Source organism: Chamaesiphon sp. (assembly GCF_041737865.1).
In the GTDB taxonomy this organism is placed as follows: Bacteria; Cyanobacteriota; Cyanobacteriia; order Cyanobacteriales; family Chamaesiphonaceae; genus Chamaesiphon.
Window position 1 is genome coordinate 1 of the sequence record NZ_JBGSQZ010000202.1, and the last position, 14,024, is coordinate 14,024.

The 14,024-nt window shown below is 43.6% G+C and carries 15 protein-coding genes; 5 read left to right on the forward strand and 10 right to left on the reverse strand.

Annotated elements, in window-relative coordinates; translation table 11 throughout:
- Positions 1-142: 142 nt before the first annotated feature.
- Genes ACEW9J_RS15180 through ACEW9J_RS15190 form a run of 3 tightly spaced genes read left to right on the forward strand, consistent with a single transcriptional unit; the run spans position 143 to position 3,919 of the window.
- Complete coding sequence (locus tag ACEW9J_RS15180) at positions 143-2,185, forward strand: Mu transposase C-terminal domain-containing protein (RefSeq protein ID WP_373545953.1); 2,043 nt, start codon at positions 143-145, stop codon at positions 2,183-2,185.
- 56 nt (positions 2,186-2,241) lie between these two features.
- Positions 2,242-3,375, forward strand: a complete 1,134-nt coding sequence (locus ACEW9J_RS15185) for an AAA family ATPase (RefSeq protein ID WP_373545954.1) — start codon at positions 2,242-2,244, stop codon at positions 3,373-3,375.
- A 10-nt stretch (positions 3,376-3,385) separates the two neighbouring features.
- On the forward strand, positions 3,386-3,919 hold the full coding sequence (locus tag ACEW9J_RS15190) for a hypothetical protein (RefSeq protein WP_373545955.1): 534 nt from the start codon (positions 3,386-3,388) through the stop codon (positions 3,917-3,919).
- Positions 3,920-3,932: 13 nt separating this feature from the next.
- Here ACEW9J_RS15190 and ACEW9J_RS15195 read toward each other — a convergent pair whose 3' ends face one another.
- The 3 genes from ACEW9J_RS15195 to ACEW9J_RS15205 form a co-directional block, all read right to left on the reverse strand.
- On the reverse strand, positions 3,933-5,177 hold the full coding sequence (locus ACEW9J_RS15195; protein WP_373545956.1) for a hypothetical protein: 1,245 nt from the start codon (positions 5,175-5,177) through the stop codon (positions 3,933-3,935).
- Between the two features lie 86 nt (positions 5,178-5,263).
- Entirely contained in the window at positions 5,264-5,581 is a 318-nt protein-coding gene (locus ACEW9J_RS15200; RefSeq protein ID WP_373545957.1) for a helix-turn-helix domain-containing protein, read from the reverse strand.
- The gene (locus ACEW9J_RS15205; protein WP_373545958.1) at positions 5,557-6,117 is read right to left on the reverse strand and encodes a hypothetical protein; all 561 of its coding nucleotides are present in this window, start codon (positions 6,115-6,117) and stop codon (positions 5,557-5,559) included. The genes ACEW9J_RS15200 and ACEW9J_RS15205 overlap by 25 nt, the downstream gene beginning before the upstream one ends.
- A gap of 176 nt (positions 6,118-6,293) precedes the next feature.
- Here ACEW9J_RS15205 and ACEW9J_RS15210 point away from each other — a divergent pair, with 176 nt between their 5' ends.
- Entirely contained in the window at positions 6,294-6,551 is a 258-nt protein-coding gene (locus ACEW9J_RS15210; RefSeq protein WP_373545959.1) for a helix-turn-helix transcriptional regulator, read from the forward strand.
- Positions 6,552-6,615: 64 nt separating this feature from the next.
- A complete protein-coding gene (locus ACEW9J_RS15215) occupies positions 6,616-6,792 on the forward strand; it encodes a hypothetical protein (RefSeq protein WP_373545960.1) in 177 nt (58 codons plus the stop codon).
- Between the two features lie 9 nt (positions 6,793-6,801).
- Here ACEW9J_RS15215 and ACEW9J_RS15220 read toward each other — a convergent pair whose 3' ends face one another.
- The 7 genes from ACEW9J_RS15220 to ACEW9J_RS15250 all read right to left on the reverse strand — a co-directional run bounded on the left by ACEW9J_RS15220 (position 6,802) and on the right by ACEW9J_RS15250 (position 14,003).
- Positions 6,802-7,959: a glycosyltransferase family 4 protein gene (locus ACEW9J_RS15220; RefSeq protein ID WP_373545961.1), complete on the reverse strand. Its 1,158-nt coding sequence runs from the start codon at positions 7,957-7,959 to the stop codon at positions 6,802-6,804.
- Complete coding sequence (locus ACEW9J_RS15225) at positions 7,956-8,288, reverse strand: SMR family transporter (RefSeq protein WP_373545980.1); 333 nt, start codon at positions 8,286-8,288, stop codon at positions 7,956-7,958. The genes ACEW9J_RS15220 and ACEW9J_RS15225 overlap by 4 nt, the downstream gene beginning before the upstream one ends.
- A gap of 6 nt (positions 8,289-8,294) precedes the next feature.
- The gene (locus ACEW9J_RS15230) at positions 8,295-8,876 is read right to left on the reverse strand and encodes a YqeG family HAD IIIA-type phosphatase (RefSeq protein WP_373545962.1); all 582 of its coding nucleotides are present in this window, start codon (positions 8,874-8,876) and stop codon (positions 8,295-8,297) included.
- 9 nt (positions 8,877-8,885) lie between these two features.
- Positions 8,886-9,848: a decaprenyl-phosphate phosphoribosyltransferase gene (locus ACEW9J_RS15235; protein ID WP_373545963.1), complete on the reverse strand. Its 963-nt coding sequence runs from the start codon at positions 9,846-9,848 to the stop codon at positions 8,886-8,888.
- 189 nt (positions 9,849-10,037) lie between these two features.
- Positions 10,038-11,600, reverse strand: a complete 1,563-nt coding sequence (locus tag ACEW9J_RS15240) for a glycosyltransferase family 39 protein (protein WP_373545964.1) — start codon at positions 11,598-11,600, stop codon at positions 10,038-10,040.
- Positions 11,601-11,665: 65 nt separating this feature from the next.
- Positions 11,666-13,780 (reverse strand): hypothetical protein, encoded by a 2,115-nt coding sequence (locus ACEW9J_RS15245; RefSeq protein WP_373545965.1) that lies wholly within the window; start codon positions 13,778-13,780, stop codon positions 11,666-11,668.
- A 94-nt stretch (positions 13,781-13,874) separates the two neighbouring features.
- Positions 13,875-14,003 carry a hypothetical protein gene (locus ACEW9J_RS15250; protein ID WP_373545966.1) on the reverse strand — a complete coding sequence of 43 codons (129 nt, stop codon included), beginning with the start codon at positions 14,001-14,003 and terminating at the stop codon, positions 13,875-13,877.
- Positions 14,004-14,024: the final 21 nt, after the last annotated feature.

Below are 14,024 nucleotides of genomic sequence, written 5' to 3' on the forward strand. Positions count from 1 at the left end.
TACTAATTCGAGTGTATAAACGATTTGTCTTAAACTTTGGATCTGTTTGGCTTTGACCATCCACTATATTTTTAATGTCAATTAGCAAGTTCGGTAAACGATCTTCTGTTAGCCTTCTTCCTCGCAACTCAAATGCGTCCAATTGACAGACGATCAAAAGTTAAAACGAGATGTCATCCGTAACCTATTAGCCGCACGACACAACCGTAACTTATTCTGTGAACAACTTAGAGAAGGAGCAAAGAGGCTAAAGAAATCGACCCGCCAAGTCAGACGTATTTTTCAAGACTGGATTGAGTTGGGTACGGCTTCATTCTTCAAAGCAAAAAGAGCAGATGTTGGCCAATCTCGTCGGAGCGAATATTGGTATAACCTAAGTCTCAAGATTTACGAGGGAGGGAACAAAGGTGACAAATTAATGACTCGTACTCAAGCTGTGAGCCATATTGAAGACCAGATTTATGAGTATGTGAAGCTGGAGTTGTCAGATGAAGTCGCCAGATTGGAGGCAGCAGGCTTTGCTAAGGAAGAACTCGATCTAGAACTTTCAAGGTTAATTGAAGAACGTAAGGAGATTTGTAACGAGCACAGGCGTGAGATTCAGACACAAATCTCAGACCTAAAGACTAAGCTCTCTGAGCTACGGAAACGAAAGCTGGATACACAGGAAGTGCATAAGTGCATCATGAAACTTGAGGAGCAGAAGCAGTCGCTCGTAGCATTCGAGTTTTGGCGGGAATACGGTCAACCCCCCTGTACTAGAACCGTAGAAATTTGGTTGAAGCCAATTGAAGAGAGCAACAATACCGCAAAAAGTAGTCGCAGTCCCGGATGGCACGGTGATACCTTAATTCTCAGAACTCGCGACCAGGAGAATATCTCCGTCACTCGCAGCAATCAAGTTTGGCAAATCGATCACACTAAAGCAGATATATTACTTGTTGATGAGGATGGTGTGGAGATTGGTCGTCCGATTCTCACGACAGTCATTGATTGCTACTCACGTTGCATTGTGGGGTATCGACTAGGATTCAAAGCACCCAGTTCTCTGGTGGTTGCCCTAGCTTTGCGACACGCGATGCTACCCAAGCAATATGCTCCAGAATACCAGCTAAGATGTAGTTGGATAACGCGTGGCTCTCCTCGATACATCTATACAGATGGTGGTAAAGACTTTAATTTCTTGGTGTACGTGGGCGATCAGCTAGGCTTTGAAGCAAAACGTCGAGAACAGCCCTCTCAAGGTGGAATTGTCGAGCGTCCTTTCCGTACTGTAAGCGAACTTTTGAGTGAAGCTCCAGCTTACACGGGTCCTAATGTCCAAAAGCGTCCAAAAGATATTGCAAAGGTTGTCAAAATGACGCTGCGAGATTTAGACATGGTTTTAGTTGGATATCTTGTTGATAACTATAATCAAAAACCCGATCCGCGTACCAGAGCCAACCCTTTCGCGCCCGAACAAAGTCGCATGAAACGGTGGGAGGCTGGATTACAGACTCCACCTGCGGTAATTAAACCACGAGAACTCGACATTTGTCTGATGCAAACAAATGAGCGTGTTGTTTACGACGGTGGCTATATCAAGTTTGAGAATCTACTCTATAAAGGGGAGTACTTAGGGCAACACGTTGGCAATGATGTTTTTTTAAAATTTGACCCCAGGGATATTACGATGCTGTTGGTTTACAGTCACCGAGATGGCCGAGAAAAGTTCATCTCTCGCGCTCGCGCTGTTGGGCTAGAAGCAGATCGGTTATCACTTGAAGATGTCAGACACTCTGTTAAAAAGCTCAAATTAGCTGGTAAACAGATCAATAATGTCGCTATTCGAGAAGAAACTATCCGCCGTAGAAAACTCTTCGCCAGCAAGCAGAATTTAACAAGAAGCGATCGCCGCAACGTTGAGGATGCAAAGGTCAATCCCGCTCCAGCTCGTTATGAGGAGGACCGTCACAGGAATGCCTCCAAACCTGTGGTGAAAGAGTCATACCTAGATGATATATCGATAGCTCTAGCCAACAGTGGATCGAAACCTCAGGTAGAGCAACTGTCTGTCTCCCTCGAAGTAACCCTATCTCCACCTCAACCAATTGTTGACGAAGACGATGCTGATGAGGATGATGAGGATTATTCCTACGAAGTCGAGCACACGATAGAACGTATGACCTACAGTAAATTCCGTTAACACCATTTGCGTTTCTTGATAGACTTATGCCAACAGTTACTTTGCGATCGCAACAGTTGGATGCGATCGATGTTCTTACCCAACCAAAAGAATCTGTATCACACGATCGACTGCGATCTGCTATTGATACTCTCTCTAGAGCAGATCTCAAATTAACTCAAGAGCTATTGCATTCCGTCATCGCTGCACTCTCTAATCCAAAGGAACAATTGGATGAGTTAACAACAGTCATTAATGGCATGTTTGCAGCTATCATCCAAATCCAAGCTGAAACTGAAATTTTGAAACTCGATCAGGTATCCAGCTTTATTGCTTGGGTACGAGATCGAGTGGAAATGAGAGAACCTGGCAAGGCAATAGGTGAAACTGGCGTTGGCAAAACTTGTGCCTGCAAGTTTTGTCAGCAGGAGTTTAAATCAAATCAGGAGAATACAAATCAACTTCCTGAAATTCCCATGCTTTATATAGAGATTGGTGATAAAAAGCGTACGGCCATTCAATTTCTTCAGCTAATTTTAATCGCCCTCAAAAAGCCAACTAGTGGAACTTCAATGCAATTAAAACAGCGAGTCAAGAAGTTTTTAAAACAGTACAAAGTTCGAGCGATTCTCATTGACGAAGCTCACGATCTTCACTATGACGCACTTAAAACAGTTAGGAATTTATATGATGATGACGATCTGAAAGTTATTCCAATTGTAATTGGGACGAGTAATCGATTAGACTCATTAATAGAAAAAGACAAAGAGTTTAAGCGGCGTTTTTCCAATACCTTTTTCTTTGAAGAATTCACTGGTGACAAGCTGAAGGAAATTCTAAAGCTCTGGGGAAAATATTACATCCAGATGCCAGACCCTCTGAATACTGGAAGAACGGTTCCGCTTTTAAAATATCAGAAAAATAATGTGGATTCCAGCAAAGCCGAAATCGATAAAGAGCTATTTGTCGAGCTAGAAACGATGACCCTTGGAGATCTAGGCTCATTGGATAAGATACTCAGAAATGCTGCGAAAAAATTACTCAAAAACAAGCTTAATGAGATTTATTATAAGATTCTTAAAGCTTTAGAAACTGAGGAAAGAATTGTTAAAATCAACGCCAAAACAATTTTGAAGAAAACTAAAATAGATAAATCAATAATTGAAACTATTCAAGGTAGCTATCCTCGTAGTGACAATGCACTAAATTAAGGGAGCTGATTTGGATTTTATAACCGTTAATGAATTTCATGAAATTAAATTAGAGAGAGTCGAACCTTATCCAGGAGAAAGTATCAGTCATTTCTTGGGTCGTTTTGAACGAGCCAATGTTTGGACAACATACCAAATTGGTCGTGTAACTGGGATTAAAGCTGGAGTCTCGCGGTGGAAGAAGCTGTATTTGAAACCGTTGTTTCCTACTAATCGGGAATTGGAAGTACTAGGAGAAATTGTTGAGGTTAGTGCCGATCGACTAGCTCAAATGCTGCCTTCCTCAGACCAAGCGATGAAACCGCCTAAAACAGTTTGCCTATGCGCCGCTTGCTATATAGATACCCCTTGTCACCTCATTGAGTGGCAGTTTAAGGGAGTTAATGCCTGCGATCGCCACGGATTGTATTTGTTGTCGAAATGCCCTAAGTGCAAAAAATCTTTTAACGTCCCAGCAGAGTGGGAGGAAGGTGCCTGTTCCCGCTGTGGTAAATCGTTCTCCCAAATGGTTGTCCACCAAGGGCGAGCTAAAAAAGCGAAGTGACATTACCTCAAAATTACACTACCAATCGAGCTAAATACACTGATGGCGGCTGAAAACCGATAAAACGGTTAGTATCTCTTTTCAATGGAGTCCGATTCAGCAGACAATTATATCGAGCTGCCGGAATCCCCTGCTGCTTGCACCAAGCTTCGGGGAACACATGATGAGACTCAATCTCACCATCGAATGCTTTGACATCCCGCAGTACTTCCCCAGAGACAAAATCGATCGCACCCTGTTTGCGTAACAGTGCATTCAAACTCTTGTAAATTGCCCCCTGTCGTCGGGTCACTTGCAATAATCGTTCCCGATTGAAATGTGCCGAATCGAGATTACTCGGAGTATTTCCGCCAGCTAACCATTGGGGAATCTCGATCGTATCACTAGCCGTACATTTGTTTTGCCAGTTATTATAGACTTCTCCAAACGAACACGACCACCACCACTGTTCTAATTGAGTGCGCCCCAGATCGTTAGGCAATCCGACAATTGCTAGTACTGAGGCTAGAGCTAGTAACTGACTGGGATAAGCAATATCTTCAGGATGGACGAATCCTAAACTATGCAAGAATTTTGCAGACTGCTCGAAACCTGCTAATGTCAGCGGTGCAAATTGTTGATAATCCGCTAATTCCAAATTGAGAATATTCTGACGACCGCAGCCTACCGTTGGTAATTGGGTTACGAGCGGATTCTGCTTCAGCACTCGCTCTCGACGATGGTAAGTAGCAACTAGAGTCACTGCTGACAACCAATCAGTATTCCGCACTCCCTGAAGTACTCCAAATTTGGATAACTGCTGACTGACACCATCAAAATGATCGCGCAGTGAGAAGTCTTCTGCGGCAAAACAGGCGGTTATGAGGTCGAAGAAGGTCATCGGAGTAGGCATTTCGTGCATATCTTCAAAGATCTGACAAACGGCTACCTTCGACAGCTCTGGGCGCAATTGAATAATGGGAAGTTGATAATGCTCGAATCTTTTGACAATTTCTAATTCAAACTGTCGGGCGAGTGCTAGTTTCTCTGGCTCATAGTTCCAGTATTTCTGAAATCCTTCGCGCCATTGGACATAGTTGAAGATGGCACAGACAGGGAATAGTAATTGCTCATACTCTTTTTCGGCAGTGGTGCAATCAATTTTGCGATGTTTCGTTTTCTGAGTTTGCGATCGCGGCAATGAAATGATGGCATCTACTCGCTCTCTTGAATCTGGCGATCGAGTGAGAATATTTGCAACAAAACCATTTTTTAGCAAGGAGTTCAGGCTTTAGAACAGCATCAGGGACTAATTCAGCAAGCCCTAACTAGGATCGGAACGATCCTTTTTTGTAAAGATTCGACCTATCGCTCGATACAAATTAGTTGCTGGAGTTCTAGGGGTAATCGCTCGAAGTGCTCTAAATACAAATCTGAGAGCGCGAGATAACGTCGATGGTATTTGGTTGGCGATCGGTAGTTGTCATCAGTCCTGAACCACCGCTTGACATTTCCCAAGGAACAATGACATAAAGCGGCAATTTGAGAGCGATCGACATCCCATTTAGCTTCAAATTGGCGGGGAGTCATTTCTAAGTGGCAGTGAGCGAGTTGCTCGATTAAGTCGATTTCTCGTTGCCCCAATCTACGAGGAATATTCAGTGGCATTGCTGTTGCTGCCATCCCTCTAAATCCGATTCCCAGGCGGTATCAGCGATACAAAACTGCCGACTATAACTCGATCGATCTAGTAAGACTAGATATCTCCAGCTCCAACCTTGCTGGGAAGGTGCATAGAAGCTACCAACGATCGTGCCAGTGTCGGTTTCGTCAGCATCTTCTGGCAGTGGTTTCCAGCGAACGTAGGCTCCAGGGCTGAAGCAATTAACGGGCAATCGATCGACAAATTCAAGCGTCGGCGGTAATCTCGACAGTTCGAGTGCGATCTTGTCAACTGATTCACCATATTCTTGGCAATGATTCCAGAACTCCGCTAGGTTTTGGGCTTGTAAGTTATGGCTTAATTGCTGAATCAGGAGAATGGTCAATTGTTCGCCATCGGCTATTGAAAAGTGTTGGGGACACAGATCGATAATTGCTTGGTGGAGTTGTTGCCAAGCCGATTGGGATATCTGCTGAAAATGCTCTGTTTCCGATGCCTTCATAGTTCTAATTTCGATGCAGCAGCGTTGCCAGTAGTTAAATACTGCTAGCATCACCTGATTTTTATGCGTTTAGACTATCGATTGCCTGCGCTGTCATGTCATCATAAGACTTTGACCTCGCAAGAGGTTGACGTTTGTGATTGCGATTCTTCCTGGCAGTCGATTCGCTGGTTAGTTCTACTCATTATAATTATGCTAGATCTAAACGTCAACCCATTGCGCTAAATTCAATGGATAACGTAACTGGCATGAATATGAAACAACTGCGCCTCAGAGTAAAGCTCCGCACGGTTGATGTAGCGAGTAGGATTGGTGTGGCTGAGTCTTCGGTACGCAATTGGGAAAAGGGGCGCACGATTCCGACACTCTCAATCGATAAGACGGCGGCTTTGTGTCAGTTGTATCAATGTTCGATCGCAGAGTTGGCTCAAGCTGTTCGGGAGTCGATCGCGCAAGGAGATGGAGAAACGGCGGAGGGTTTAGATTAAAGGCTCTTTAGGTTTTAAGCACTCATGAGTATTTTCTGCTGTAACGGGTATAAATTTAGATCGAGTGGAAACATCCGTTTATTTTGCCCAATTTGAATACCAAATAGTTTGGCGAACTTTCCAACTACAAGTCGATTGTAAATGGTGTGCCAATACCATTTACAATCGATCGATTTTCAATCTCGCTCTATCCAATCTCAGGCGATCGATTGCGATCGATGTCTATCTTTGCCAACTGTGAAGATCGTCGCTAATAATCGACTGGCATCAGTAAAATCTCTCTGACTTTCGGGGCGATAATTTTCCAATCAAAATTGTTGACAGCATACGCACGACATGCAGCTCGATCGGGCAAGGGAATCGCGCCAGTGAGCAAATCGATCAGTCGAGTGGCTAACGCCTCGGCGGTGGGAGTCTCGGTGACTAATGTGGATTGAAATGGTCGCAGTACTTCTGGCATCCCGCCGACAGGAGTAGAAAGGACAGGGGTGCCACAAGCCAGAGATTCTAGCAAAATTAGCCCGAAACCTTCTAGCGATTGGCTAGGAACGACAGTTAGATCGGCCGATTGATAAGCAATCGGAAGCTGCTCGTCGGGGACGTAACCCAGGAATTTCACATGGTCTTGCAAACCTAACTCCTGAGCTTGTTGCTCTAGGACAGGGCGTAAAGCTCCTTTGCCAGCGATCGCCAGCCAGACGTCGGGAACCTTAGATCTGACAGTAACCAACGCTTGGAGCAGGATATCGATGCCCATCCGTTGGACTAAGCGGCGGGGCACAAATAGGATCTGGCGATCTGGGGGAAAGCCTAATGCTTCACGCGCTTGCTGACGAGTCAAATTTGCTTGGAAACGTTCTACATCGACACCAGCAGGGATAACATGGATCTGTTCCCAGGGAATTGTATATTCTCGATGCAAAATTTCGCCAAAGGCATCGCTAAGGACGATAAAGCGATCGCACTGACGATAGACGCGACCTTCGAGCCAACGTTTGAAAGCTACGTTCCAGGGCTTTGCACCTTCCTGCTGACTTTCTAATGCCCAAGGTCCCTGAAAGTTGAAAGTAATCGGTACCCCAGTGGGGAGATCTTGTAATAAAGGAAAGCTATATAACGCAAAGTGGAGATTGATCGCATCTGGGCGGGGCAGTTGCGATAGTCGGTCGCGGAATCGCTGACGGGCGATATACAACCGTTGGAGCAAAGGATCTTTGGGGTCTGCTAAATTTATCAAGGAGATCGCTTCCTGATGGCTGGTTTCTGGTAAACCACTCCCGCAAAGGGCAATTCGGTCGCCCTCTGCCACTAATTGCTGCATCAATTCGTACAAATAGCGATCCAATCCGCCTGGAGTGGTTGGAAACCAACCTAACCCCACTAATAGTAGTTGTGCTGGTGATGTCATACAAGTTTTCCAAAGGCGATCGCACCGATGCCGCTCAACATCAGACCAATTCCCAGCCAGTGTAAAGGAGCGACCTTTTCACCTAATAGGAAAGCTCCGACGAGGGTGGTTGCTAGGACAGTCAAACCAATAACGACTGGATAAGCGATCGACAAATTTAGCTTTCCTAAAAACATCACGTAGAATACAGTACTCAATCCATAAGCTAGGATTCCACCACCTAAATAGGGGTTGACAGGATTTTGACCCGCACCTAGTTTTAGCAATGCCTGAGCTAAGGTATTCAGACCGACTGTAAATAAAATTAATAAGCTAGGACTATTCGGCATCATAAATTAGTTATTGTTGAAGTAATTTGACGATTTGAACTCCCATAGTTCTTGTCCGCTGGGGTAGGTATTTTGAACATATTTGCCAATTAATTTTTCCCACCATCGCGGTGGATGAGGTAATGAGGCCACTTGAATGTGCGGACAGCCTACGATCCAAGCACCCAAAAGATCGGTATGGAGACTATCGCCAATGACAATTACGCGATCGGGAGCAAGCTGCATCGATCTTAGTGCTCGGTTAAACGCACCAGGAAATGGCTTACGAGCGGGACTAAGTGCTGGTATATCTAGATACTCCGACCAATATCGAACTCGATAGTGACGCTTGCCATTCGATAATATAAACAACTTAAATCCTGAGGTTTTTGCCAGCCCGATCCAGGAGATGGCGTCGGGAGATAGATAGCGATCGTCTTCGGAAACGATCGTGTTATCCAGATCGAGAATGATGCCTTTGATGCCTGAGTCTATCAGCCGATCGAGATCGATCGCCGCTAGAGTATCCGAGCGGCTGCAATAGCGATCTGCACGCAGATTTCGCTTGAGAAAATTTGGGAAGCATGAGACGATCGGATTCTTATTCATCTTTCTACACTAATGAATCCACTGAAGCTTATAGCATAATTGAATCGCAAATACTGTAACGAGCCAGCCGATCGCTGTCAGTAAAAGTGGCCTATCTTTTAGTAACATCTCTTCCGGTCGCTCGGTTTTACCACCCTGCTCCAATAAAGGATTAGTCCGTGCAATTTCCTGCGGATCGCTCAATAATTGATAGCGAAAAATCCCGTACAAGACAAACGGGACTGTCAACATCATCCACGAAGTTGTAGCTCCTTTGAAGGCAGGGCCAGCACTCCAAAGGCTGTAAAATACAATCGTGCCATTAGTGACGATGCTCTCCATTCTATTTAATAGCGGTAGCGAATATCGATGTAATACCGCACGAGATTTTCTACCTTTTATTTCTGAAAGTCGCAGTTCTGCCTTGCGTTTTTCAATAGCTAAAAATAGTGCCAGCATCGCCGTACATAAGATAAACCATTGCGACAATCCAATGCTTGTGGCGGCAGCTCCACCCCACGCTCTCAATACAAACCCAGCGGCGATTGCCAGGACATCGACAAAAATTTTATGCTTGAGCTTTAAGTTATATGCCACTTGCAACAAGGCATATCCGACAATTGCCGTTCCTAAACCGAATGATGTTTTGTAGCCAACGATCGCAGCAACGCTCAAGAGGATGATGGCGACAGTAGTGGCTTCAGAAATACCGATCGTTCCTGCGGCGATCGGACGCTGACACTTGACTGGATGCAGGCGATCTGATTCCACATCGATAATGTCATTAATCAAATAGAAACTGCTAGAAGCACAACAAAATAAAATGAATGCTATGAGGCTGCCCGATAGCGATCGGTTGGTAAAATCAAAAGCAAACAAGGGGGCTGCAAAAATAATTAAGTTCTTCGTCCATTGTTTAACTCGTAGTTCACGAACGTATGCTGAGAATTTGAATTTAATTCTGTTGCGTGGGGTTGACTCCTTAAAAGACATGGCACTTTGCTCATAATTGTTAGACAGTAAATCCAGAAATCAAAATAAATCTTGAGAACTATCGGGGAGATAATTAATGATTAATGAAGCTATCGGAAATGCTAAGAGCGCATCCATTGCAATCGATCGACTTTACACTCTCGCAAGAATAAGTAATTTTTTGACCGAAATATTATAATTTTCATCAGACTATCTTCCATGTATTGATTTATCTGGATCGAATAACTGTCGTTCAGGGGCAAGAATATTTCGGGTTGAAAAATACATCAAAATTATTAATGGACTCACTAAAATCACTACTATATACCAAGGGATACCTGCATGAATAAAAGAGTTAGCCCAGAGATTTACAGTGCTGCTGGCATATTCATTAGCTTCAGAATATGTATCTTCGATCGTGATAATGGGTGCATGGGTTAGTATCCGCACAATATTGCCAAATGCAGCCTTCAGCATATCTATTGATTGGCTATCTCCAAAACTCCAAATAAATATGTTGTCACTCATTAAACCGTTCTGTCTGGCATACTCCATCCGAAAGTGCCAATTAGAAATAATTGAAGACAACCCAAGCATAAAACCGAAACTTCCTAGAATTATGGCAGTGATTCTTAAAGTTATTTTTTTCATTACATACTCGATGTTAATGGCAAATGGTAAAAATATTAAAGGCAAAATAGTAATGTAGTGTCTCGGCCCCCATCCCCAAGCTCCATACCAACTTCTTAATCTACCGTGAAGTATAAACCATAGTATTGTCAAAGCACCAATATATATAGCTTCTTTTTGATGTTCTCGATAAAATTTATTAAACAAGTATGCGGACATAATTAGTAAAGGTGCATAAATTAATATACTTTTGCCAGGGCTAATCAGCACCCCTGCTATTCCTACCAAAATATTTCCGTCTAAGGCGTTATTCTCTGCATATACTGCTGCTTGTACGGGCGATCGGTAAAATATTCCTGTTCTAAGGTAGTTGTACCAACATTGCCACAAGATGAAAGGTAAAAGTGTTAATCCTGCTAAGGAAAATTCTTGAATCCGTATTACTAATTCTGAGCGATTAGCAATTAATAAGTAAGCACAAGTTACTAGAATAGCTAATATCATGGATATTCGAGTTATGAAAGCAAATCCTAGACAAACAAAACAACCAACTAGATACCATGACTTGTTTTTTTGCCGATATGTTAATAATAAAAAGAAAGATAATGTCAAGAGTGTAGCGCATAAGACACCATCATACAAGTTGCGAGAATAAGCCCAGAAATACGTAGTCAGCATGAGATATAATGTTGCTAAAAAGCTAGGGATTTTTGCTTTTAAAAATCTAACATGTATTATCGCAAAGAAGGTTGTCGCTGTAATTGCTGAATAAATACCCGCTTGAAAGGATAGAATGAAATTTTGCAGTAACACTATTTTATCTAAACTGATAAATCTAGATAAAATATTCTCCAATATTATGTTTACAAATGCTGTTGGTAGCATAAAAAGAGTATTACCAATTTCGTGAGAAGCATAAGCTTTGCCATTCGGTGCAAATTGAAATACTCCTGACGGTAGCATGTCAAAACCCAATTGTCCATATTTAACTATTTGAACTGCAACTTCGTAATGAAATATACCTTCGGAATTATCAAATCCATTGTTGCTGAGAGCAAATAAAGCCCATGAAAAAATAAAAACGTTGATGTATAATTGATATTTCGAATAAAATTGGCGATAAATTTTAATTGTTTTCTTCATTTTCTTTTGCCTACGATATCTAAATTACAAACTCATCTCTTGTCCTAGCTAGTAAGATCCGATCTTCATTTTTCCCGTTCCTGAATAATTAGTAAGTAGGGATAATCTGTTGCCGACAAAGTTAAACTTAGGAAATTGCTACCCCGACGATCGATCGTCACAGGCACACTGAGATCGGACATTGGATCGTAAACACTGGCAGTAGCCCCCTGTGCTTTGAGTTTGGATATTTGAATCGTGAATTTTTCAGGTGGCAAGTCTTTGGTAACATCGCGGGTCATCACATAATACGGAATGACAAAGCGACGACTGTTGACTTGATAAGGCAAGAAGGCAAATACGTCGCGATTATATAGATTTGGATGTGCGGCAGTGCCATCGCCACTAAATTGCAAATGGTTGTGGTTATCGCAAACAGCGTCGAGTTGAAGTTGCCGTGCCTGAGTCAGAGTAGGATCTAAATTCTGTCTCATCTGTGCCGCGATCCGGCCAGCGATCTTGAGGGCAGGCGAGACATAGGCTCGATCGTCTTGCGGATAGATGCTATGGTTGCGCGCATACTCCAAAAAGTTGTCTTGCATGATGCCCAGCCCTAGATTCCCAGCAGCGGCAGAATATAGATGGAGCTTGTTAACGCCTTTATTCAGATAAAAGGTATAGTAGCGAGCGGTGGTCTTGGCTTTTAGTGCTGAGGCTAGTGACGGGTCGGTAATGCCATTTTCGTTGGGCGCAAAGCCTATTTCGGTAATCCACACATCGGTGGGAACTACGCGTCCATCTACCTGTCGAGCATCCCGTCCGTGCCAAACGTCATAAATCTTATTATTAAAAGGAGCGGCATCTCGCAGGAGGGTTTCTGTTTGCAGGGCAGTTGCGTAATATTCAGGAAATAGGGCAGAATACTCAGGGATAAATTTAGTGATTCCACCTAATGCATCGATCCTTTCACCCTTCTGTTCATCCTTCGGAAAGTTTTTGCGGTTTACATAAGGATGCTTACTAATCGCACTAATTCTGACAGGTTGTTTTGATGAAGCTGGCCAGGGAACTGTATTAGCAAAACCATCGCTAAACTCGACTCCCGCAAATTGTTGAGGATTGGCAACTGCATAGTCTGCGGTGGCTTTGACTAAATTAGCCCCAATGCTTCCCTCCTCATAGGTAGCATGAGCTGGGTCATAGTAATTGTTAATCGACAGAAATTTACTACCAAAAGTCAGTTCGTTCCAAATCTCCATGTCAAAGCCTTTATCTTTACTTTGAGTAGTGCCCAAGACAGTGGCTGCAAACTTGGCAACCGTACCAACATAGTGCTGCCAACCAGCGATCGTTTGCTGGTAATCGGCACTTCCAGGCTTTGAGAAGGGTCGATACTTCAAAGTTGCCATACTCACGGACGATCCCGCCGCGATCTCCTTGTGCAAAGGCTTTGAGAGGACGATAGTCTTACCATTAATTGCAGTAATCAGTGCTTCAGCAGCCCAATAAGAATCAGTCATGTTATTTAAGCCACTTCTGCCGATCTCCAGACCGCTGGTGTCATTCAATTGAATTTCGCGCGATCCGATTGAAGCATTGGCTGTTGCTGTCCGCTTGAAAAATTGGGTTGGGGTGGGTATACCTTGATTGGCATTGAGCAAGATTAGGGGGCGCACGTTCCAGCGTTTACAGGCTTTAAGGATTGCCTGGAGTCGATCGTTTTGGAGAATTTCGCGATCGTAACTGAGGTTGTTCCAACCGATCTCAATCCGGGCTGTCTGGATGCCGTGAGTTGCCAGCATTTGGAGCACCAGATCGGGGTTTTCTCGATCGCTGAGATCGAGACCGATGCCCATCCCCTGGAGAAACTGGTTGGCTGGAACCGTTTCTAAATAAGCCCGCCAAGGTTGCAACCAGTGCGAGTGAGCACCAAAGGGGAGCTTGTCCAAGTAGGCTCGATCGATATAGGTCGAGCTGAGGGCTTTGGTGCTGGCCGTAGCTGCTGTATTAGCTGTATTAGTAGCAATGGGTTTCGCAACATTTGAGGGTGATAATTGCGTTGAGCAAGCGGAGACGAGTGCTAAAGCGATCGATGAATTAGCGGCCAGCAGCCAGCGCAGGGTAAGTAAGGTCCGATCTCTGTTGCAGATCGAGTCGATCGCGCTAATAATTTGTTTAAAACAGCCTGTAATGTCGATCATCAGAAACCTCTGTGTTTTGGCGGTGCTAAATTTTGTCGAGGATTTAGGGTCTGTGGTAAAAACGATCGATCCTACGTTAGTGCATTATGTTTTTTCAATGTCGATCTTTTGTTTGATATGCTGTAAATTCTTTAAGGTCGCTATCTGAAAGGTTCAGATCGTTAGCAGCACAAAATATTTCGCGATCTTGATGATACTGGATGTTGTTGCGAATAGGAATCATAGGTAATTTGAGAATAATTAT